The organism is Saccharopolyspora thermophila, assembly GCF_014646075.1.
GTDB classification, from domain to species: Bacteria; Actinomycetota; Actinomycetes; order Mycobacteriales; family Pseudonocardiaceae; genus Saccharopolyspora; species Saccharopolyspora thermophila.
In genome coordinates, this window is sequence record NZ_BMMT01000009.1 from 1 (window position 1) to 21,960 (window position 21,960).

Below are 21,960 nucleotides of genomic sequence, written 5' to 3' on the forward strand. Positions count from 1 at the left end.
CATGCGCCGCCTGCTGCGCGACATCGCCGAAAACCGCGAGATCGGCGACGTCACCACCCTCGCCGACTCCTCCGTCATGGACCTCATCGCCAAAGGACTGAAGAAAACCTCCGACGACTGAGCACCGACGGCCCGCAAAAGGGGGCGCCCTCCCAACCAGGAGGACGCCCCCCCCTGTGCGGTGATCTCGGATCGTGGGCGGTGGTTGCGCTGTGCCGCGTTCCCGCTACGCTGCGGGGCGTGATCCACTTGGTTGCCCGTCGGCACGTCGACTACGTGCGCGTGACGGCTTCGGCTTGTTGATCCGCTTGTGCTGCGCGCGATAGCGCGCTTCTTTCTGCAACCCGCCTTCGGGCATCTCATGCGCGCGCCCTTCTTCGGCGCGCTTGCTTCGCTTGCCCTGATCCACAGGAGAAACCCCGTGAGCGCAGACGCTTCTTCCGCCGTGTCGTGGTCGTTCGACACCCTCCAGGTGCACGCCGGGACCAGTCCCGACCCGACGACCGGGGCCCGAGCCGTGCCGATCTACCAGACCACCTCCTACGTCTTCCGCGACACCGAGCACGCGGCGAACCTGTTCAACCTCAGCGAAACCGGCAACATCTACACCCGCATCAACAACCCGACGCAGGAGGCGCTGGAGGCCCGGGTGGCCGCGCTGGAAGGTGGTGTCGCCGCGGTCGCCCTGGCTTCCGGGCAGGCCGCCGAGACGCTCACCGTGCTGACCCTGGCGCAGGCCGGGGACCACATCGTCTCCAGCTCGTCGCTCTACGGCGGCACCCACAACCTGTTCCGGCACACGCTGCCGAAGCTCGGCATCGAGGTGTCCTTCGTCGAGGACCCGGACGACGTCGAGGAGTGGCGGTCGGCCGTGCGCCCGAACACCAAGCTGTTCTTCGCCGAATCGCTGGGTAATCCCCGCGCCAACGTGCTCGACGTGCGCGCCGTGGCCGACGTGGCGCACGAGGCCGGGGTCCCGCTGGTCGTGGACAACACCGTGACCACGCCCTCTCTGCTGCGGCCCGTGGAGCACGGCGCGGACATCGTCGTGCACTCCGCGACGAAGTTCCTCGGCGGTCACGGCACCGCGATCGGCGGCATCGTCGTCGACGGCGGCACCTTCGACTTCGGCGCGCACGCCGATCGGTTCCCCGGGTTCGTCGAACCCGACCCCAGCTACCACGGCCTGCAGTACTGGCCCGCGCTGGGCCACGGCGCGTTCGCGGCCAAGCTGCGCGTGCAGGGGCTGCGCGACCTCGGGCCCGCCATCTCGCCGTTCAACGCGTTCCTGCTGCTGCAGGGACTGGAGACGCTGTCGCTGCGCATCGACCGCCACGTGCGCAACGCGCAGGCGATCGCCGAGTGGCTCAGCGAACGCGACGAGGTCGAATCCGTGCACTACGCGGGTCTTCCCACCAGCCGCTGGTACGAGCTCGGGCGCAGGTACCTGCCGCGCGGGGCCGGGGCCGTCGTGTCGTTCGAGCTGCGCGGCGGCGTGGACGCGGGACGTGCGTTCGTCGACGGCGTGCAGCTGTTCAGCCACCTGGTCAACATCGGCGACGTGCGCAGCCTCATCGCGCACCCGGCCAGCACGACGCACAGCCAGCTCACCGAGTCCGAGCAGCGGCTGGCCGGGGTCACGCCCGGGCTGGTCCGGTTGTCGGTGGGTATCGAGGACGTCGAGGACCTCAAAGCCGACCTGGAGTCCGGTTTCCGCGCCGCCAAGGCCGAGCTGGAGCGATGAGCGCGGATCCCGCGGAGGGTGCCCTGCCCGCGACCGGCGCGTGGCGGGTAGGGCACCCGGTCGGCCGCCGCCGCTGGGTGCGGCTGCCCGAACCACTGGCGCTGGACGCCGGTGGGGAACTGCCCGACGTCCACCTGGCCTACGAGACGTGGGGGCAGCTGGCACCCGACAGGGCCAACGCGGTGCTCGTGCTGCACGCGCTGACCGGCGACAGCCACGTGGCCGGTCCGCCCGGGCCCGGCCACCCCAGCCCCGGCTGGTGGGACCGGCTGGTCGGGCCCGGTCGCCCGCTGGACACCGACCGGTGGTTCGTGGTCGCACCGAACGTCCTCGGCGGCTGCCAGGGCAGCACCGGGCCCGCCTCGCCCGCCCCCGGCGGCAGGCCGTGGGGCGGACGGTTCCCGCCGATCACGGTGCGCGACACGGTGCGCGCCGAGCTGCGACTCGCCCGCGCGCTCGGCATCGACCGGTGGGCTGCGGTCATCGGCGGGTCGTTCGGCGGCATGCGGGCGCTGGAGTGGGCCGTCGGCCACCCGGACCGGGTGGCGGCGGCGCTGCTGCTCAGCTGCTGCGCGGTGGCCTCGGCCGAGCAGATCGCCTGGTCGGCCGCACAGGTCCACGCCATCCGCACCGACCCCGACTGGCTGGGCGGCCACTACCACGACCTGCCCGCCGGTCGCGGCCCGCACGCCGGGCTCGGTGTGGCGCGGCGGATCGCGCACCTCACCTACCGCAGCCCGCAGGAACTCGAGACCCGCTTCGGTGCCGCATACCAGGACGGCGAACACCCCTGGCACGGCGGCCGCTACGCGGTCGAGTCCTACCTGGACCATCACGCGGCGAAGCTGGCGCGTCGCTTCGACGCGGCCAGCTACGTGGTGTTGGCCCAGGCGATGTCCGGGCACGACGTCGGGCGTGGGCGCGGCGGGGTGGCGGCGGCGCTGGCGCGGGTCCGCGCGCGCACCTGCGTCGCCGGGGTGGACACCGACCGGCTGTTCCCGCTGCACCAGCAGCGGCGGCTGGCCGAGGCGATCCCCACCGCCGGGCCGCTGCGCACCGTGACCTCGCTGCACGGCCACGACGGCTTTTTGATCGAGACCGAGCAGGTCGGCGAGCTGGTCCGGGAACTGCTGGACGGGTGACGCCTCAGCGTCGGCGAAACCCGCCCGAGGGCCGCAGGCCATCACCATCCACTCCAGACCGTCCAGAGTGGACGACCCACGGCGGTGGCCTCCTCCCGGACGCGGAGGACGGGATGGCCTCATGATCGAGTTCGCGCCGCGAAACCACGTCGCGGTTTCAGGGGCCGGGCAGTGGCCACGGCGCTGCCGCGGTGCTCGCCGATCTGGGCGGTCAGCCGTCGGCGCGGTAGGACTTGTCCGGCCAGAACGGCCACTCCTCGAAAGCGCGGCACCTGCCGTCCGCGGCGAACCGCGCGATCCACAGGTCGCGGTACTCCTGCCGCACCGGGGCTTGGTAGCGTACCTCCACCCTGACCACGGCTGTGTCGCCGTCAACCGCCACCACCTCGCTGCTCATCTCGAAGATCTCGTCCGCGCTGCGTTCGGCTTCCCACATACGTGCGATGGCGGGCAGGCCGGAGACCGGCTCCAGGTACGGGGCCTGCTGGTACGTCGCGTCCGCGGTGAAGATCTCGGCGAGCGCGGTGGTGCCCGATGCCCGCCACGCGCGTTCGTAGTCCGCGACCCACCGGCGTACTCGCTGTCGGTCCATGCCCCGCAGGGTGCGCCCGGCCTCGTCGTCCCGCATCCGCTGGCGGTGCAGGACGACGAGGCCGACTGCGGGCATGAGCACCTGGTCCACGATGTTCTCGATGTCCTGATCGGACAGCACCAGGCCCTGCACCAGGCAGTGATGCAGCACCAGGGCCGGTCCCGCCTGGACCAGGAACAGTGTCGCCGCGCGGGGGCGGACCTGGCCGCGGCCCTGGCGGGGGAATAGCCTGGGTGGCGTGGTGCGCGAAGGGGGGGCTGTGATGACCCAGGTCGATTTTGCCAGCCAGGAGTTCCTCACCAACCCGTACCCAAGCTACGCGCGTCTGCGGGAAGCCGGGCCGGTGCACCGCGTGCAGGGGCCGATGGGGGTGGAGATCTGGCTGGTCACCCGCTACGAGGAGGCCCGGGCCGCCCTCGCCGACGACCGGCTGGCCAAGAGCCTGGCGCACGCCCCGCAGTGGATGCGCGACCAGAAACTCGTCTCCGGCGAGGACGAAGGCGTGGCCGGGCGGAACATGCTCGACACCGACCCGCCCGACCACACCCGGATGCGCAGGCTGGTCGCGAAGGCGTTCACTCGCCGCCGCATCGACCGGCTGCGCCCCCGGATCGAACAGATCACCGGGGAACTACTCGATGGCATGGCCCGGCAGCGCGAGGTCGACCTGATCGCGGCGCTGGCCTTCCCGCTGCCGATCACGGTGATCTGCGAGCTGCTCGGCGTCCGGCTCGAGGACCGCGACGACTTCCGCGAGTGGACCCGGATGATGCTCACCGCGCCGCTGACCGAGGAAGGCGCCGCCCAGCGCGAGCGGGCCCGACGGATCCGCGAGCAATACCTGGCCACGCTGATCGCGCAGGCCCGCGCGCGGGTGGACCACGCCATTGACCCCGACGACCAACCCGATCTGATCAGCGCGTTGGTGGTGGCCGCCGACGAGCGCGACCAGCTGTCCGAGCGGGAACTGCTCGGCATGGTGCAGCTGCTGCTCATCGCGGGCCATGAGACCGCCGTCAACCTCATCGGCAACGGGATGCTGGCCCTGCTCACCCACCCCGACCAGTTGCGGCTGCTGCGCGACGAACCGGACCTGCTGGCCGGTGCGATCGAGGAACTGCTGCGCTACGACGGGCCGGTGGAACGCGCCACACCGCGCTTTGCCACCGAGGACGTGGAACTGGGCGGAGTCACCATCCCCAAGGGCAGCGCCGTGCTGGTGGGGCTGGCGGCCGCCGACCGTGACCCGGCGCACACCCCCGGCGCGGAGGAACTGGACATCACCCGCGCCGACCGCGGGCACCTCGCCTTCGGCCACGGCATCCACTACTGCCTCGGTGCGTCGCTGGCCCGGCTGGAGGGCCAGGTCGCGATCGGCGGGCTGCTGCGGCGGTTCCCGGAGCTGGCCCTCGGCTGCGCACCGGAGGAGCTGCGCTGGCGCCCGGGCGGCCCGGTCGGCATCCTGCGTGGTCTGGAGGCCCTACCTGTCCGGCTCTGATTCCCACGGTCTGTCGGTGCTGCCCTCCGGTGGCGGGGCCTCGGTCACGGTGTGACGTGCAGGACCGCGGTGAGCGGGGTGTCCCGCACCAGCGTCCAACATGGACAGTGAAGGTGCCCGGCTCGGTTACCCAGCCCTGGTCCTGCCAGTGCTGGAAGGCGCGGGCCGCCACGGTCACCTCGACGGTGCGCCGCTCGCCCGCGTCGGCCTCGACGAGCGCGAAGCCCGCCAACCAGCGCGCCGGGCGGTCCACGGCGCTGTCGTCGCGGGACAGGTAAATCTGCACCACCTCGCGGCCCGGCCGGTCACCGCTGTTGCGGACCCGCACCCGCAGCACCGCGTCCTCGCCCGCGGCGAGCTCCGTGGGTGCCGCCAGGTGCTCGTGTTCCCACGTGGTGTAGCCCAGCCCGTGGCCGAAGCAGAAGGCCGGTTCGACACCCGCCCGCAGGTACCCGCGGTGTCCAATGTGGATCGACTCGGTGTAGTCCAGCACGTCCTGCCGCGGCCGGGTGCCGGGCAGCGGGTCGTCCTCGGTCGCGGGCCAGGTCACCGGCAGGCGGCCACCGGGCTCGGCGGCGCCGGTGAGCACGTCGGCCAGCGCGTGGCCGAACTCCTGGCCCGGGAACCACGACAACAGCACCGCGGGCACCTCGTCGGCCCACGGCAGCAGCACGGGAGCACCGGAGTTCACCACGACGACGGTGCGCGGGTTGGCCGCCACCACCCGGCGCACCAGTTCGTCCTGCCGGCCAGGCAGCCGCAGCGTGTCCCGGTCGAAACCCTCGCTCTCGGCCTCCTCGGAGGTGCCGACGACGACCACGGCCACGTCGGCGTCCGCCGCCAGCGCCACGGCGCGCTCCAGCTCCGCGTCCTCCGGCAGCGACGGGGGCTCGACGCCGAGTACGAACGTGGTGCCGACCGTGTCCGGCGCGACCCGGTGCGCCAGCACCAGCTCGACCTCCTGGCCCTCGGCCAGTACCACCGACCCGGTCTTCTCCGGCGGGCGGACCATGGCCTCGATCAGATCGCCGCCGGGCGGCAGGACCAGTTCCTCCTCGACCAGCACCCGGCCGTCGACGGTGAGGCAGAAGTGCCCCACGCCCGCGACGCCGAGCCGGTGCTCGCCCGCGCTGGTGGCCCGCAGCCGCGCGCGCACCTCAACGATCGCCACAGCGTCCAGCGGCACGCCCGGGCCGAACGACCCCACCCAGGTGAGTCTTGCGCTGGTGCGGTGCTGCCTGGTGATCAGCGACTGGTCAGCGTCGAGGAACCGCACGCCGAGACCGGGTTCGCCGTTGTCGGGGTCGGTCAGCAGTTCCGGTGTGCCCGCGGCCAGCCGCCGCGTCGCGCGGACCCCGGGGGAGTGCACGACCTCCACCTGGTCGCCCAGCGCGGCACGCAGGCCCTCCAGCGGCGAGACGGTGTGGGGCGGGTAGACCGTGGCGCTGCCGCCGCCGAGCGTGCGGGCGACCGCGGCATTGGGTCCCAGCACGGCGACCCGCCGCAACTCGGCCGCCGCCAGCGGCAGCGTCGCATGCTCGTTGCGGGCCAGGACGAAACCGGCGGCGGCCGCGCGCCGCAGCTCCATCTCCGCGCGCGGCGACTCCGGGGTCGGCGGCCGCCCGTCGTCGAGCTTGCCGACGCGGTCGGCCAGCCGCAGCAAGCGCACCACCTTGTCGTCCACCGCCGACTCCGGCACCAGCCCCGCGCGGACCGCGGCCACCATGTCCGGGCCCCACCGGCTGTCCGGGCCAGGCATGGCCAGGTCCAGCCCGCCGCGCCCGGAGTCCGCGGTGGACCGGGTGGCGTACCAGTCGGAAACCACGACACCGTCGAAGCCCCACTCGCCCTTGAGGACGTCCAGCAGCATCGGGTGCTCGGTCATGGTGTGGCCGTTGACCCGGTTGTAGGCGGCCATCACCAGCCACGGTGCGGCGTCACGCACGATGGTCTCGAACGGTGCCAGGTAGATCTCCCGCAACGCGCGTTCGTCCACCCGCACGTCCAGCGTCATACGCTTGGTCTCGGAGTCGTTGGCGACGAAGTGCTTGACGGTGGCGCCCACTCCGCCGGACTGCACGCCGCGCACGTAGGCCGCGCCGATCCTCCCGGTCAGCAGCGGGTCCTCGCTGAAGCACTCGAAGTGCCGGCCGCCGTAGGGTGAGCGCTGCAGGTTCACCGTCGGCGCCAGCAGCACGTCCACGCCCTTGCGGCGGGCTTCGGCGGCCAGCAGCCGACCGATCCGGAAAGCCTGCTCCTCGTCCCAGGACGCCGCCAGCGCGGTCGGGCACGGCGTGTTCGCGGAGGTGCTGCGCTCGTCGAACACCTCGCCGCGCACCCCCACCGGCCCGTCGGAGACGACCAGGCGGCGCAGACCAGCAGCGGGTTCGGCGTGCAGCGAGAAGAAATCGGCGCCGGTGAGCAGGCGCACCTTCTGCTCCAACGAGAGCGACCGCACCCGGGCGCGCAGTTCGGCTGTCGATGTCAACGGACCTCCTGACTGGTGGGACGGCGAACGCTCCGACGACGAGCTGTCGGGATACCACGAATGGCAGGATGCCGGTGAGGATGCAGTGCTGTCACCGGCTCCCAGACCCGGTCCTCACAGAGACGGACCGTCAGCTTGCGACACCGTTGCAACCGCCGGGTCGCGGACCGGCACCCGGGTGCCGGATGCTCGGGCTATGCGCCTGCTGCTGATCGCCGACACGCACGTGCCGAAACGCGCCAGAGCACTGCCGGACGAGGTCTGGGACGCCGTCTCCGCCGCCGACGTGGTGATCCACGCGGGTGACTGGGTGGACGTGGCGCTGCTGGACGAGCTGGAGCAGCGCAACACGCGACTCGTTGGCGTGCACGGCAACAACGATGGTCCCGAACTCCGCGTCCGCCTGCCCGAGGTGGCCAGGGTCGAACTCGACGGCGTCCGGCTGACGGTGGTCCACGAGACGGGCGCGGCCCAGGGCCGGGAATCCCGCTGCGACCGCTGGTTCCCCGGCACCGACGTGCTGGTGTTCGGCCACAGCCACATCCCCTGGGACACCACCACCCCGAACGGCCTCCGCCTGCTCAATCCGGGTTCGCCCACCGACCGCCGCCGCCAACCCCACTGCACCTACATGACGGCGGAGGCCACCGAGGGCCGCCTGCGGGCGGTGCTGCTGCACCGCCTACCGCCGCGAACGCGTCAGGAGTAGGCGAGTTGCTCGCGCCAGTCGCTCGGCGGCCTGCTGCGGCGGCTGGGGAGCCCAAGAGGACGAAACGGTGCCGCGGCGGATGTGCCCGCGGCCACGTCGCGCGGGGACCGGATGGGGGACCAAGTACCTGGCCGCGGTGCGCACGCGTCGGCATGCTGGGAGGAGACCGCCGGTGCTGCCAGCGGCCGACAGATCGTGTTCGAGGAGAGAGATGACCGACCAGACCCCGACCGGGGGCGTGGCCGCGCCGGCGCGGCCCGAGCTTGACCTGCCCGCATCCACCACGGGCATTCCCACCCCACGTCAGCCCTCTGACCAGCACGGATTCCCGATTCTCGTGATCGAGCGGGGCCAGCAGGCGGGTGCCCGGTTCGCCATCCGCACCCCGTGCGCGGTGATCGGGCGCGACCGCGACTGCGATATCGTGCTCGACGACGTCACGGTGTCGCGTTACCACGTCGAGGTGCGCCGCGAGGGCGACCACTACGTGCTGGAGGACTGCGGTTCGCTCAACGGCACCTTCCTGAACCGGTCCCCGGTGGAGTCGGCGGTGCTCGCCGACGGCGACGAGATCCGCGTCGGCGACGCGCGCCTGACGTTTGCGCACCGCCGGCGCGTGACGGTGGGTCGCGGCACGGCTCATCCGCTGGACGACTGAGTCCACGCGACGCCCTGGAGAAGCCGTCCCGCGCCTGACAGCGGCCCTGACCTGCGCAGGGTCGTTATGCTTGCGCCCGTGGGTGTGGCGGGACAGTGGCCGACCCGGGTGGTTCCTCGCAGTGACACGGCTCGCTTGGACGCCGCGCGGGCGGTGGTGGGCATGCAGCGATGGAACGACATCTCCGCGGAGCGACTCTGCGCCGAACTGCTGCCCTTCTTCGAGGCCGGGTGGTGCGTCGACGCGGTGGTGGCGGCCCTGCACCGGCGCCCGGACGGCACCCCGCAGATGCAGGTGCGCACGAGTTCCCGCGTGGATCTGGTGCGGTACTGGCTGAGGCAGTGGCGCGGCCCGGCCGGCTCGCCGCTGCGGCCACCGGTGGAACCCAGCACCGACACCGGCTCGGTCGCGGTCGCCGACGACCAGCGAGCGCCATTGCACCTGCTGCAACGCCGGAAGTGGCCGTCGAGCGTGGTACCGGAGACCCCGGACCAGACGAGAGCCGCGGTGCGCGCGCTGGCGGAGTCGATGCGCTGGTCCGGGGTGACCGACCACGAACTACTGGAGCTGGTCGCGCCGTTCTTCGGCGCGGGCTGGAGCGTCGACTGCCTGCGGCACGCCATGACCACCTCCGGAGTGACGCGGCAACCGGCCGCGGCTCCCGCGGGCAGCGGCGCGGACCTGGTCGACCAGATCAGGCGCCGCCTGGCGACCTGGGCCAGCAAACGCGGCTACCCGAAGCGCCCGCCGAAGGAGACGCTGCGCTACGACGACTGGTTCGGCAAGCAGCAGGCGCTGGGCACGTTCGACGTCCGGGAGCGCCGCCCGGGCCCCAGTCGCGTGCAGCTCGAAGTGGTCCGGCAGGTTCGCCGCCTGGACGAGGACCGCCGCCGCAGGCGCCACCAGGACCGGGTGGCCACGGCGCGCTGGCACGACCGGAAGGCCCAGCAGTCCCTGGACGCCCTGGCGGCCCTGCTGCCACCGGACTCCCGCGGCAGGCCCGCCGCCGACGAGGCCCCGGACCCGAAGACCCGCCATGAGCGCCTGGCCGAGGGCATCTTCTACCTCGAAGCAACCGACACCGCCCTGGTCCGCTGGCTGCGCAGCCTGGCGGAGATGGACCTGGCGGACATCGGCCCGGAAGCGGCCAAGGTGACCCGCCTGCGCATGCGCGACGCCCGTGAACGAGCCAGCCTGGCGGCCCTGGAGCAGATGGGGGCAGCGGGCGAGGAGCTCAGCGAGGTGGCGAGAGCCCTGGCGGACTACGTCAGCGGAGCGGCGGACCTGGAAGCCGGGCACGAGGTCCGAGACATGTGGCAACAACTCCGAAAAGCCTTCAAGGCCCACGACCGCACCCGCCGCTGAGCCGCGAGTGGGGGGTCCGTCCGTCCATAGTGGATAGAACCGCCGTCGTGCCGCGCTTTACCAGGTGTCCGGTGCTGATCGCGGGTGTTCGGCGGATCCTGTCGTGAAATTGCCACGGAACAGTCGGAGCGGTCGGAAATCACGTCGGGATCGGGTGATGAGGCGGAACCCATCCGGTGACGTGCGTTCACGCATTCGCCGGTACTTCTTGTGCCGAACGGGGGTATTGTGGGTTCGCAGGTTCGGGTTGTGCAGCGCCTTTGCGCGGATGCTGCGCCGAATCGGTGAAATGACGATCGTTACCTGACCTTTGCTGTTGGCGCAGCACTTTTCGATAGGCTCGACTGCCCTAGGACGCGACACAACTGGCTTGGGGGAGTTCGTGTCTCGGGTGCTGGAATTCGATCTCAGCCTGTTCGGCCCATTATGGCACGGCGCGGGGCTCGCGCATCTGGAGGGTGGTGCGGAGCGGCTCGTGCCACCACCTCGCCTGCTCCGGTACTTCCCGGATCTCGGTGAAGCTGACGAAAGTGTAGCCGAGTGGAACAACGCGTTCGACAACGCCCGCGCACGCGGGTGGATCGACCGTGCGGGTCGGGCGGCGACCTGGGTGGCCGACATCATGTGGCTGCTCGCGCACGCACCAACCGAAGCCGACACGAGGTTCGCGCCCGAGCGAGGCCGACACGTCCGCGGCCTGGTGTCGATCGCGGACGACCGGGCGGTCCGGACCCGCGTCGAGGGGCGCGAGGTGCGCATCGACCCCGTCGCGCCGACCTCCGCCTACCGCGCACTGGTGGACCTCTGGCCGAAGATCTCCCCCGTCCAGGGCACGGCGGTCAGCCTCCGAATCGAAGACGCCGACGCAGCAAGCAAAGCTGCGGCCGGCAAGCAGGGAGAAGCACAGGAAGCCGCCACCATTCGAGCCCTGCGAGCGCGCGGCGTCCGCAGCGACGACGCCCGCGACTACGTCCGCATGGTCTCCGGAGAACGCCTGTACAGCGGCGAATTCTCGGCTGCCGTTCGCGATTCTCGAGGCGTGCTCGAGAAATCTCAAGCTGTCATTCTTCTGACGGGAACGAACCACGGGGCGTACCTGCAGTACCTCCGTAACGACTTTCTCGTCACCGCACCGGCTCGGCCGGACCAGGTGGTGCGGGCTCTCGCCGAAGCGGTGGACGGGCTGCGGCGGTGAGGACCGTGACCCCGTGGAGTCGCTCGCCTGCCTCGATGGCAGGCGGAGCAGGAGCCGGTACCGGCAGAGAAGGCAGCATTCCTTTGGGGTGGGGAGGATTCATGTCGGCACAAGGAGAACCGACGCCGCACGAACACATCGGGAACGCCGGCGCCAGCCCGGTCGCGGGGCGCCCACGGTTGGACGCGTTCCCGGGTACCGGTGCGACAACAGGATGTTTCGAGGTGTCGCCGGACGAGCTGGACGCCGTCAAGGCGGATCTGGATGAGGCTCTGGAAGAGTTGCGGCGGGCTTCGGACACTGCCCAGTATTTCCGGACGATTCTCCCTCCCGGGAACGACGAGGTGAGCGTCAGTACCACGAACGAGATCATCAAGCACCTGACTGTGGGCTCGGGTTCTGCGGTGGGGGTTGTCGATGAGATGCGACGTTGGGTCGGTGACCTCAGGGGGAAGGTCGAGGCTGCCCAGCGGGAATACCGCCGTATTGACGAGGCCAACCAGATCGGGGAGTCATGAATCGGTTTCGAGTCGTTCTCGCATCGGCAATCGCTGCCAGCGGTCTTGGTGTTGCTGCCTGCGCTCCGCAGTCCGCGAGCCCGGTGCCGCAGGAAAGCGCACCGAGATCATCCGCCGTTGATCCGGCCATGCCCCGCGTCGAACACCCGAAGGACCTCGAAGCGGTGGAGGATCCGTGTCAGCTACTCCGCCCCGACCAACTGGCGCAGCTCGGCGTCGTGGGCGAACCAATCCGCGAGCAGTCCCCCTGGGGAGAGGCGCTGTGCGTGTGGGGGGCGCGGACCGACGGTGTCCGGGTGAACCTGGCACCTGTCACAACGCTGAACATCGGGTTGCGGAGCGTTCTCCGCTCGGTCAGCAAGACCGCACCGGACGACAACGTCGACGGCTATCCCGTGGTGGTGAGCCAGCCGTTGACCTACAGCTGCGGCATTTACGTGTCGACAACACCCGAGGACACCTTCTCGCTGAACGTGGATCGCGGCGACAGCGATCGCGTGGACCAGCAGGATCCGTGCGCCCTGGCGAAGCAGGTCGCCAGCATGGTGCTTTCGAACATTCCGGACAAGAACTAGGGGGATGGGAGTGTGGCCGTTCAGCCAACCGAAAGGGGTCGATGGCCAGTCGCAGGCCGCTTTCGACCATGCCAGGGTCTACCAGGAGATCCACGGCGGCGCGGGTGCGGGATCGCTGTCGGAGGCAGCGTGGAAGCTGGCGGGCCCGTTCCGGGAGTCTCTGCTTCGCGTTGAGGAGTTGGTCCACAGCGCGCTGCGGCGTTGTCGTGGCTCCTGGACGGGAGATGCGGCAGAGGCGATGGAGTCGGAGACCGTCCCGTTCCGCAGGGGGATCCAGGTTTGCGAGGATCTCTCGAGCACCCTGTCAAACGGTGTCAAGGCGCAGGGGGAGCACTTCGACCACACCCGGCATGCGATGCCGCCTCCGTACCCGGTTCCGCCCCTGGATCTGGACTTCGCCGACGTGGTGCCGACGAATCTCGCCGCGAAACTGGCCGGCCAGGAGATCCACGAAGCCAGGCACAACGTTGCTGAGCAGAAGGCGCGGGATGAGTACCTCGCGTACCGGGCTGCGTCGAAGTACACGCTGCAGTCCCTGCAGTCGTTTCCCGCAGTGCCTTCGTCTTCAGCGGTGGTGGGTGTCTCCGACGCCCGCCGTCCCGGCAACGTTGTGAACCCGAGAACCGACCGCCACGCGAATGTCGCGTGGAACCGATTCGATCGGACAGCACCGGAGCCCGCGGCCCCAGTGCATCGGGATGGAGGTACCAATGCGGGGCGAGCGGACGTTCCGGCCCAGACCGGAACCGCATGGGCAGGCCCCCTCGCCGGCCTTGACGGCGCGAAGGCCGTACCGGGTGCCGGTGCTGGTGGGGCTGTCGTTGGTGGCGCGGTGACTGGTGGAGCAGCAGGCGGTGCCGTGCCGATTCCCCGGTCTGGTTCTGGATCGGTTGACCGTTGCGGCGGCTGGAACGACTCGCGTGGTCGTGTTGGAGGTGGGCTGCGGACCGGCCGTGGCAGCGGCGCTGGTGGAGCGGTCGGTTCCGGAGGCGGTGCGATGCGGGGAGGCCCGGAGCCTGCAGGTGTCGTCGGAGACGGCCGGAGGGATCCGCGGGGAAGCGAGAAACATCGACGCAAGTACGTCAAGAACACCGACGAGCACTTCGAGTTCCACGCCGAAGTCGACCCGAACACGGGTGAACTCGTCGCTCCGCCGGTGATCGGCGACGACGATCAGGTGGGCTTCCCCGACGGCGCGGACGACGGCAGGGACTGAGGAACAGGGTTCTCGGGTCGGACCCGACCGCGTGTCTGGCATCCTGGACAGGTGCTGGTGGGCGGGCATTGCTGGCCCGGCCCGGGCGGCGACTAATGAAACGCACCGAAGTTCGCCGTCACGAGGAGGGCACATGGCGGGGTCCCTGCAGGTCGAGCGCAGGTCCATCGACCCGGTTCCGGAAGCCGAGCGGCACGGGCACCCGCGGAGCCTGTTCACGCTCTGGTTCGCCAGCAACATGCAGATCACCTCCGCGGTCACCGGGGCGCTGACGGTGCTGGTCGGGCTGCACCCGCTGTGGGCGCTGGTGGCGGTCGCGCTGGGCAACGCGATCGGCGCGGTGCCCATGGCGTTGCACGCTGCGCAGGGCCCCAAGCTGGGGATCCCGCAGATGATCCAGAGCCGCGCCCAGTTCGGCGTGTACGGGGCCGTGCTGCCGCTGGTGCTGGTCGTGCTGATGTACCTGGGCTACTTCGCCAGCGGCAACGTGCTCGGCGGGCAGGCGCTCGCCGAGATCATCCAGCTGCCGGTTGACGCGAGCATCGTGCTCTACGCCGGGCTGTCGGCGCTGATCGCGATCGTTGGCTACCGGCTGATCCACCGCTTCGGATGGCTGGCCTCGCTGGTGTCGGTGGTGGTGTTCGTCTACCTGACGTTCCGGCTGGTCACCACGCACGACCTCGGCGCGGTGCTGGCCGGTGCCGAACCGGACGTGCCCGCGTTCCTACTGGCGCTGTCGCTGACCGCGTCCTGGCAGCTCACCTTCGGCCCGTACGTGGCCGACACGTCCCGGTACCTGCCGTCGAGCACCTCGGTGCGCGCCACGTTCTGGTGGACCTACGCGGGCACGGCGCTGGGCGCGACGTGGGCGATGTCGTTCGGGGCGCTGGCCTACGCGGTCTCCGGCCCGCAGTTCAAGGGTCACGAGGTCGCCTACGTGGTCGGGCTCGGCGGGGACGGTCTCGTGCTGCCGCTGCTGCTGGCCATCGCGCTGGGCAAGTTCACCGTCAACGTGCTCAACATCTACGGCGGGTACATGACCGCGGCCACCACGCTGACCGCCTTCACCCGGCGGGCCGTGCTGTCGCCCGGCGCGCGGATCGGCTACATCGCGCTGGTCGGGGTGCTCGGCGGCGCGCTGGCGGTGCTCGGCCGCGGCGACTTCCTGGCCAACTTCGTGCTGTTCCTGCACTTCCTGCTGTACTTCCTCACCCCGTGGAGCGCGATCAACCTGGTTGATTTCTATTGGCTGCGCAAGGAGGAGTACGACCTGGCCGCGATGTACGACCCCGACGGCCGGTACGGGCGCTGGTGTGCGCCCGCTCTGGTGGCCTACTTCGCCGGCATCGTGGTGCAGATCCCGTTCTCCCACGTCGACAGGGTGTTCACCGGGTTTCTCGTGCCGCACCTCGGTGGCGCCGACATCGCCTGGCTGCTCGGGCTGCTGGTGCCGGGCTTCCTCTACTGGGGCGCGATGCGCCGCCGTATCGGCACCGGAGCCGCGGACGCCGACACCCGTCTCGAATCTGACAAGCCCGGCGAGCGGACCTGGTAGGCACGTTTCCTGCGGACCGTCGCCGGCACCGATGACATCCGGGCGGTCGAGGACCCCGAGCTGCTGCGGCGGCTGGCTGCGGACTCTTTCCGGGCGTCCTGCACCCGCTGATCCCGGCCCGGCGTTGTGACGCCGGGCCGGTCGACCGCTCAGTCCTCGTCGGGCCTGGCGTGGTCCGCGACGCCCGGGTTCGGGTCGCGCGACAGGTCGATCAGCGGGTGCACGGTGGCGCCCTCAGGGGCGGCGTGGTCCGCGACGCCCGGGTTCGGGTCGCGCGACAGGTCGATGATCGGGCGTTCGGGTTCGGTGCTCAACCTGTTGGCTCCTCGGGTGGTGATCTGTCGTCCCCAGGATGCACGGCCGACCGCGGAACTCGTTCGCCGGGGGGCGGCCGGCCTGGCGCCGTTCGCCGGGTGCTCGGGGTTCGCGGTGGAATCGGAAGGTGGCTGGGGCAGCGCGGCCACACTGGTGGACGGGCGGCTGCGGTCGTCACCGCGCGGCCGAAGCCCTAGCCTGGTCTGTGCGGCAGTTCGCCGCGCCAGGAGTCGCCGGCGAGGGGAGTCCGATGCGCCGGTTCGCCAGCTGCGCGCTCGTCGCCGCAGCGATGTTCCCGGTCGGCTGCGCGACCGGCGAGCAGCCGCCGACCGCGCCCCCGGCGTCCACGGTCGTGACGGTGGGGTTGACCGAGTTTTCGCTGGATCTGTCCCGCGACGTCGTGCCGCCCGGGCCGGTCACCTTCGTCGCGCAGCAGCACGGGCAGGCTTCGCACGCGCTGGTGGTCGAAGGGCCTGGTCTGCCCGGGGTGCAGACCCCGGTGATCCAGCGCGGGGGAGAAGACCAGCAGCTCACCGCGACCCTCCAGCCGGGGACCTACCGGCTGTGGTGCCCGGTCGGACGGCACCGGGAGCAGGGCATGACCGCCACCCTCACCGTGCGTTGAAAATCCACAGTGGAATGTTCGCGTTGGCGTCCGTGCCGGGTGTCCGTGATCCGGTAGCGTGGTGCGGGTGCCTCTCGCACGGCGCCGCAACTGCGCAGGTCCGATTCGGGCGGAGGGCGCCGTGGCTGATGTCGACGAGTTCGTCCGGGACGTGCTGGGGCCGGTCGACGTCGAGCAGTGGCGCAACGTCGCACCGACGGAACTCGGCAGCCTACGCCACGGCGAACCGGCGCACGCCGCGGCTCGCGCCCTGAAGTACGCCCGGCTGGCCGGTACGTCCTACGACGAGATCGGGTACCGCTCGCTGGCCGCGACGCCGACCGCGGGGCACGTCCCGCTGCAGACCTTCACCCAGGCCCGGTTCGACGCCGTCCGGGCGCGGCACCGCGCGCTCCCACCGCAGCTGGCGACGCTGCTGGAGCAGTCGGTGGCGCTGCGGCACCGGCCGCTGGCCATGCCCGACGGGCGGCTCAGCTACACCCGGGACGACCAGGCGCTGCACCTGGTCCGCCACGACGAACCCGAGGTGGTGTGGTCCTTCCCGCTCGCCGGCCTGCCCGACGTGCTGCTGGACGGTACGGGCGACCGCGACGCCCCGCAGCTGGTCACCCAGCAGTACCGGGTCGACCTGCCCGGCATGTACTGGCTTCCGCTGCCCGCGCTCATCCGGGCCGCCGCGTTCCCGCGGATGCAGCAGTGCCGCGGCGAACTGGTCCCGCACACCGAACCCGGTAACTTCTACTGCTTCCTGTCCCACCGCTGGCTCACCCCCACCATGCCGGACCCGGACGGCCGCCAGGCGCGGCTGGTGGCCTGGCAGCTGTTCGCCGCGGTCTGCGAGGCCGTGCACGTCGCGCACCGCCGGGGGCTGCACACCCCACGCAGGTACCACGCCGCGCTCGGCAGCGTCGTCGGGCTGGCCGGGTCGGAGCTGGCCGAATCGCTGATCGTCAACGTGCTGCGGCACCGCCTGGACGCCGACGGGGTCGCGGCGGTGCACGCGGAAGTCGAGGCGCTGCAGGAGATCACCGCCGACCGCGGCCTGCGGGCCGCTCGTGACGACGCGGACCTGGCGCGGCTGCGCGCAATGCTGACCGACCGCCCGTTGTTGCGATCGCTGCTGGACCGCGTGCACCTCTGGTACGACTACAGCTGCCTGCCGCAGGAACCGCGGACGCCTGCCGAGCAGGAGGAGTTCGAGCAGGGGCTGCGGCGGCTCGCTGTGCTGCAGGTGCTCGGGCGCACCGCCGTCCTGCTCGACGATGCCGACGACTACCTGACCCGAGCCTGGTGCACGCTGGAGGTGCTGACCGCGCATGCGTCGAGCGGCTTCGACGTGCTGGTCGGCTCGCACCGGACGGGCGCGGCATCCGGCAGCACCGAGGACCACCTGGTCAAGCTGGTGCAGGACCGCCCGCACGTGGTGTGGCGGGCGGTGCTGGACACCGAGGTCTTCGGTGTGCAGACCCCGGCCGAATGCCTGGCCCGGCTGGACCTCGCCGCCACCCGCGCTGCCGACCTGCCGATCGTCTACTCCGGTTTGCTCGACCTGGGCGCCCCCACGGCGGTGCACATCGACGGCAGCGAAGTGGTCACCGGCACGTTCCCGCTGCCCGTGGTCGGGGGAGACACCATCGTGGTTCCGGTCTCCAGCAGTCGGCCCCCGGGCGGCGTGCCGCCGACGTCGACCAGCACGCTGGACTGGACCGGGGCGCTGCGGTCGGCGGGGACGTCGCGCGGCAGCCGGCAGGCCATCGCGTCGTTCCTGCGGTCCGACGGGTCCGTTCGGCGCCATTCCTCAGAGAACCAACGTGGTTTCCCGGGTTCTCGCACCGGAGTGGAGTCCTGCCACGCGGTGGTGATCGGTAGCTGCGAGGGAGAGGCCGTGCTGCTGACCGACTGGGTGCTGGACCACGTCGGCGAGCTGGAAACCGCGGTTGGGGCGCCGGTGACGTCGTTGTCGTGGCTGGCCTCGGACGTCGCGCCCGTCGGGCACTTCGCGCGCGGCGTGCTGGCCACCGCCGCCGTCGACGCCGCGCAGTGGGTGCTGATCAGCATCGCGACCCGGTTCGAGCGATGCCAGATGACCAACTTCCTGGTCAACGCGCTGCTGGCCGGCCAGGTTCCGTTCGCGACGGTGTCATTGGACCAGCTGGAGGACAACGTCGTGCATTACGCGCCACCCCACGAGCGGGACGGCTCCGGAGAGGTGGTGCGGGTCCCCGCCCAGCACGCGCGGATGGCCGCCTGGCGCGGCGGGCTGTTCCGCGACCACGTGGCCGGGGAGTTCCAGCGCGTCGTCGCGGGAGGCCACCGGTGAGCGAAACCGCGTTGCGTGACCAGCTTTTCGCCACCTACCGGCGCGGCGACGAGCCGGCTTTCCTCCGGCTGTGCCAGCAGAACGCGGACGTGGTGGTGCGCTGCTTCGACGAGTGGGCGGTGGTTCCGGAGGAGATCCGCCACGACCAACAGGCGGTCGGCACCTGGGGCCGGACACTGGTGGCCATCGCCCAGGTGCTAGCCGCGCTCGGGCATCCCGGACCGATGCGGCGGATCCTGCCCACCGGACCGGAAAACCCGCTGCACCGCTGGGCGGACGCCTATCGCCGGGCCCAGCAGCGCAGCGAACTCGGCGAGTTCGCCGCAAGCTCGGAGCGGTTGCGCGCCCTGCTGGCCGACATGGCCGGGGCCAGCGGGTCCGCTGTGGACGATCTGCGCGCGAAGATCCTCGGCCTGCTCGGCACCAACGACCTCAAGCAGGGCCGCCTGGCCGACGCGATCCGGTACACCGAGCAGGCGCTGCGGCAGTGCGAGGCCAACGGGGACGCCGAAGGAGTGCGGATCTACACCGAGAACCTCGACGCGGCGCTCGTGGCCAAGGCGGTCGAGGACCGCACTCCCGCCGCTGCGCAGCTGGTGCGCGCCCGCGAAGCCATCGCGTTCGCCCAGCACCTCAGCGACACCGGTCGCCACCAGGCCAGCAACGATGTGCTCGACCGGCTCCGTGGCGAGCTCGACGGCGACCACGCCGGGGCCCGCTACCTGGGCAAGGTCCACGGGCTGATCGGGCTGAACCACTTCCGGCTCGGCGACCTCGCGGCGGCGCGGCGGCACACCGAACGGGCCATCGCCGAATGCCGCCGCCGCGCCGATCCCGTCGGCGTGCGCATCTACACCGCCAACCTCGCGACCATCGACGCTCAGGACCGGTAGTGCACCCCGCGCCCCGCCCGGGTGGCATCGGCTGCCCGGCGACCCGGTGCGGTGATCCTGGTGGCCCGGCCAGTTCCGAGCCGGCATGTGCCCATCCCCTCCGGTCGAGCTCACCGCCTGCGGGCACGCAGGGGCAGCAGGAACCACAACAGCGCGAACAGCAGACCGCTCACTGCCCCCAGCACCACGCCCCACGTGGTCCCGGCGACGACCTGCGCGATCAGCAGCACCGTGCCGCTCATGGCCGCCGCCAGCAGGGCCAGGCCGCCGATCGCGCAGGCGTTCGCCACCCGGATGATCTCGGCGCGGCGGCGCTGCCGGAACAGCACCCGGTGCCAGGCCGCCGGGGCGATCAGCAGCGCCGCCGACGTGGTGGCCAGCAGGACCGTGACCAGGTGCAGCACGTGCACGGAGGCCCCGGCCTGCGTGAACCGTTCGGTGAAGGCCACCGACAGCAGGAAAGCGAAGAGGATCTGCACCCCGGCCTGCGCGACCCGCAGTTCCTGCAGGAGCTCGTTGAGGTTGCGGGTCAGGCGGGTGTCGTGCGGTTCCTCCGGCTCGTCCATCGCACCTCCTGGGCGTCATCGTGCCGGTGCCGCGCTCAGGTGCGCCCGCCGACGTCGGCGGGTCATGTCAGCCGCGGGGGTACACCCGCGTTGCGGCTCAGGACCAGCAGGGCGATGTCATCCGACGACGGTTCGGCACCGAGCAGCTTGTTCATCACGGTGCTGCAGACCTGGTCGGCGGGGGCGGGCACGACCGTGTCGCACAACTGCTCCAGGCCGACGTCGATCGGCCGGTCCCGGCGTTCCACCAGGCCGTCGGTGTAGAAGCAGACCACGCCGTCGGTGGGTATCTGCACGACACTGGTCCGGCGGCTGCGGCGGGTCACGCCCAGGCCCACCGGCGGATCAACCGGCACCGGCGCCAACGCGCCGCGGATGCCCGGAGCCACCACAACCGGCGCGAGGTGCCCGGCCAGCGACAGGTGCAGCCGCGACGACCCCGGGTCGTAGATCGAGTACGCCACCGTGGCCATCGCGTTCGGCTCGAAGTGGGTCACCTTGCGGTCGAGCTTGTGCAGGACCTGGCCGGGCTGGTCGGTTTCCAGCACGTAGGCGCGAAGCGCGCTGCGCAGCCGCCCCATCACCACGGCGGCGGCCAGGCCGTGCCCGACCACGTCGCCGATCACGATGCCGATCTGGCCGGACGGCAACCGGAACACGTCATACCAGTCGCCGCCGATGCCGCGGTCGGCGCCGGAGACGTAGCGGGCGTCGAGCGTGACACCGGGAATGTCGGGCAGCCGGGTCGGCAGCAGGCTGCGCTGCAGCGCGTTGGTGGCGGCACGCTCGGTGCGGGAGGTGCTGGCCTGGGTGGCCAGCGCGATGCGGTCCGCGACCAGCTGCAGCAGGTGCGTGTCGGCCTCGCTGAACTGCCGCGTGACGAACGCGCCGATGTTCAGCACGCCGACCACCTCGCCACCGGCCAGCATCGGGGCGCCGATCAGCGACCGAATGCCCCGCTCCCACAGCATCGGCCGGACCAGCGTCGGGTCGTCCGCGCTGTCCAGCAACCCCGGCCGGTGTTCGCCGGTGACGGCGGCGGCGAAACCCGGGCCCACCGGGATGCGCAGCGCCTGGCGCACCTCGTCCTCGATGCCGACTGCCGCGGTGGCCACCAGCACCTCGCTGTGCGCGTCGTAGAGCAGCACCTCGGCGAGGTCGACCGCGAGCAGGCCCCGCACCCGGTGGAGCAGTTCGCGCAACAGGTCGTTGAGCTCCAGGTGCGCCAACGCCGTGTCAGTGACCAGCTCGATCCGCCGCAACCGCGCCGCCGGGTCGTCGGACTGACTGGCCGAGGACCGCATGAGCCACAGCATAGCCCGGTCGCACGCCTCCCGGCCCGACGTCAGCGCCCTCTGCCCAGCGTGCCGCCGCCCGGCCCGCTTGCACAGCACGCATCCCGCGGGGCCCGGGCCGTGCCCACCCTGTGCCGGCCCACCGGCGACGACTGCGCCCAACGCCGCGGTGGGGACCTGCACAAGTCAGGGACCGAGCCGGGCGGTCTCCGAGGTTGCGCAGGGTGACCACGTACGAGCCCGGGGAAGCTCCCCGAGCAGCGGTTTTGCCAACGCCAGGCCCGGCGACCACCATGGTGGGCATGGCAACGTCGACCGGATCCAGCGACCCGGCGGCTCCGCTGAGCGTCACGACCGAGCGGTCCGACCGGGTTATGCTCGTCGAGATCGCCGGTGAGCTCGAGCTGCTCAACGCGCCGCGCGTGGAGGAAGTGCTCAAGGCGGCACTGGAGGAATCCCCGGGGGTGGTGGTCGTCGACATCACCGGGGTGACGTTCCTGTCCTCGGCGGGGCTGGCGGTGCTGGTGCGCGCGCGTCACCGAGCCGGGCCCGACACCGGGTTCCGGGTGGTGGCCAGCGGTTCGGCCACGCTGCGCCCGATCCAGCTCACCGGTCTGGACCAGGAGCTGGAGGTTTACCCCTCGCGTGAGAAGGCAATGGCGGGGACCTGAGGATTCCGCACGGCTCCGGA

At 71.4% G+C, this 21,960-nt stretch carries 19 protein-coding genes and 1 pseudogene; 15 read left to right on the forward strand and 5 right to left on the reverse strand.

Annotated features, from left to right (window positions below; translation table 11 throughout):
- Positions 1 to 421: 421 nt before the first annotated feature.
- Complete coding sequence (locus IEY17_RS13775; RefSeq protein ID WP_229680141.1) at positions 422 to 1,744, forward strand: bifunctional o-acetylhomoserine/o-acetylserine sulfhydrylase; 1,323 nt, start codon at positions 422 to 424, stop codon at positions 1,742 to 1,744.
- Complete coding sequence (gene metX, locus IEY17_RS13780; protein ID WP_188987787.1) at positions 1,741 to 2,886, forward strand: homoserine O-acetyltransferase MetX; 1,146 nt, start codon at positions 1,741 to 1,743, stop codon at positions 2,884 to 2,886. Before IEY17_RS13775 ends, metX begins: the two co-directional genes overlap by 4 nt.
- Positions 2,887 to 3,097: 211 nt before the next feature.
- Here the strand turns inward: metX and IEY17_RS13785 are convergent, their stop codons facing one another.
- Entirely contained in the window at positions 3,098 to 3,628 is a 531-nt protein-coding gene (locus tag IEY17_RS13785) for a YybH family protein (protein WP_229680142.1), read from the reverse strand.
- Between the two features lie 112 nt (positions 3,629 to 3,740).
- Between IEY17_RS13785 and IEY17_RS13790 the strand changes: the two genes are divergently transcribed.
- A complete protein-coding gene (locus IEY17_RS13790) occupies positions 3,741 to 4,976 on the forward strand; it encodes a cytochrome P450 family protein (RefSeq protein ID WP_188987788.1) in 1,236 nt (411 codons plus the stop codon).
- Between the two features lie 103 nt (positions 4,977 to 5,079).
- Here the strand turns inward: IEY17_RS13790 and IEY17_RS13795 are convergent.
- Positions 5,080 to 7,434 (reverse strand): annotated as a pseudogene (locus IEY17_RS13795) (beta-glucosidase); the annotation flags it as partial.
- A 226-nt stretch (positions 7,435 to 7,660) separates the two neighbouring features.
- Here IEY17_RS13795 and IEY17_RS13800 point away from each other — a divergent pair.
- From IEY17_RS13800 to IEY17_RS13835, 8 genes are all read left to right on the forward strand, one after another.
- Positions 7,661 to 8,173 (forward strand): metallophosphoesterase family protein, encoded by a 513-nt coding sequence (locus IEY17_RS13800; RefSeq protein WP_188987789.1) that lies wholly within the window; start codon positions 7,661 to 7,663, stop codon positions 8,171 to 8,173.
- Between the two features lie 211 nt (positions 8,174 to 8,384).
- Positions 8,385 to 8,831: an FHA domain-containing protein gene (locus IEY17_RS13805; protein WP_188987790.1), complete on the forward strand. Its 447-nt coding sequence runs from the start codon at positions 8,385 to 8,387 to the stop codon at positions 8,829 to 8,831.
- A 162-nt stretch (positions 8,832 to 8,993) separates the two neighbouring features.
- Positions 8,994 to 10,196 (forward strand): hypothetical protein, encoded by a 1,203-nt coding sequence (locus tag IEY17_RS13810; RefSeq protein ID WP_188987791.1) that lies wholly within the window; start codon positions 8,994 to 8,996, stop codon positions 10,194 to 10,196.
- Positions 10,197 to 10,587: 391 nt separating this feature from the next.
- Positions 10,588 to 11,391: an ESX secretion-associated protein EspG gene (locus tag IEY17_RS13815; protein WP_188987792.1), complete on the forward strand. Its 804-nt coding sequence runs from the start codon at positions 10,588 to 10,590 to the stop codon at positions 11,389 to 11,391.
- A 101-nt stretch (positions 11,392 to 11,492) separates the two neighbouring features.
- Positions 11,493 to 11,909, forward strand: a complete 417-nt coding sequence (locus tag IEY17_RS13820; protein ID WP_188987793.1) for a PE domain-containing protein — start codon at positions 11,493 to 11,495, stop codon at positions 11,907 to 11,909.
- Positions 11,906 to 12,484, forward strand: a complete 579-nt coding sequence (locus tag IEY17_RS13825) for a DUF3558 domain-containing protein (RefSeq protein WP_188987794.1) — start codon at positions 11,906 to 11,908, stop codon at positions 12,482 to 12,484. Before IEY17_RS13820 ends, IEY17_RS13825 begins: the two co-directional genes overlap by 4 nt.
- Positions 12,485 to 12,488: 4 nt before the next feature.
- Complete coding sequence (locus tag IEY17_RS13830) at positions 12,489 to 13,700, forward strand: PPE domain-containing protein (RefSeq protein WP_188987795.1); 1,212 nt, start codon at positions 12,489 to 12,491, stop codon at positions 13,698 to 13,700.
- A 133-nt stretch (positions 13,701 to 13,833) separates the two neighbouring features.
- On the forward strand, positions 13,834 to 15,255 hold the full coding sequence (locus IEY17_RS13835; protein ID WP_188987796.1) for a purine-cytosine permease family protein: 1,422 nt from the start codon (positions 13,834 to 13,836) through the stop codon (positions 15,253 to 15,255).
- Positions 15,256 to 15,404: 149 nt separating this feature from the next.
- On the opposite strand, the gene IEY17_RS13840 is transcribed toward IEY17_RS13835, so the two are convergent.
- Complete coding sequence (locus tag IEY17_RS13840; protein WP_188988047.1) at positions 15,405 to 15,569, reverse strand: hypothetical protein; 165 nt, start codon at positions 15,567 to 15,569, stop codon at positions 15,405 to 15,407.
- Positions 15,570 to 15,820: 251 nt separating this feature from the next.
- Between IEY17_RS13840 and IEY17_RS13845 the strand changes: the two genes are divergently transcribed.
- The 3 genes from IEY17_RS13845 (at position 15,821) to IEY17_RS13855 (ending at position 19,408) form a co-directional block, all read left to right on the forward strand.
- Positions 15,821 to 16,195, forward strand: a complete 375-nt coding sequence (locus tag IEY17_RS13845; RefSeq protein ID WP_188987797.1) for a hypothetical protein — start codon at positions 15,821 to 15,823, stop codon at positions 16,193 to 16,195.
- 121 nt (positions 16,196 to 16,316) lie between these two features.
- Positions 16,317 to 18,515 (forward strand): hypothetical protein, encoded by a 2,199-nt coding sequence (locus tag IEY17_RS13850; RefSeq protein ID WP_188987798.1) that lies wholly within the window; start codon positions 16,317 to 16,319, stop codon positions 18,513 to 18,515.
- On the forward strand, positions 18,512 to 19,408 hold the full coding sequence (locus IEY17_RS13855) for a tetratricopeptide repeat protein (protein WP_188987799.1): 897 nt from the start codon (positions 18,512 to 18,514) through the stop codon (positions 19,406 to 19,408). The genes IEY17_RS13850 and IEY17_RS13855 overlap by 4 nt, the downstream gene beginning before the upstream one ends.
- 110 nt (positions 19,409 to 19,518) lie before the next feature.
- Here IEY17_RS13855 and IEY17_RS13860 read toward each other — a convergent pair whose 3' ends face one another.
- Together IEY17_RS13860 and IEY17_RS13865 are read right to left on the reverse strand one after the other, a co-directional pair.
- A complete protein-coding gene (locus IEY17_RS13860) occupies positions 19,519 to 19,974 on the reverse strand; it encodes a DUF6328 family protein (protein ID WP_188987800.1) in 456 nt (151 codons plus the stop codon).
- Between the two features lie 62 nt (positions 19,975 to 20,036).
- Entirely contained in the window at positions 20,037 to 21,278 is a 1,242-nt protein-coding gene (locus IEY17_RS13865; protein ID WP_188987801.1) for a PP2C family protein-serine/threonine phosphatase, read from the reverse strand.
- A gap of 293 nt (positions 21,279 to 21,571) precedes the next feature.
- On the opposite strand from IEY17_RS13865, the gene IEY17_RS13870 reads away from it, so the two are divergent.
- Entirely contained in the window at positions 21,572 to 21,940 is a 369-nt protein-coding gene (locus IEY17_RS13870; protein WP_188987802.1) for an STAS domain-containing protein, read from the forward strand.
- The last annotated feature ends 20 nt before the right edge of the window (positions 21,941 to 21,960 follow it).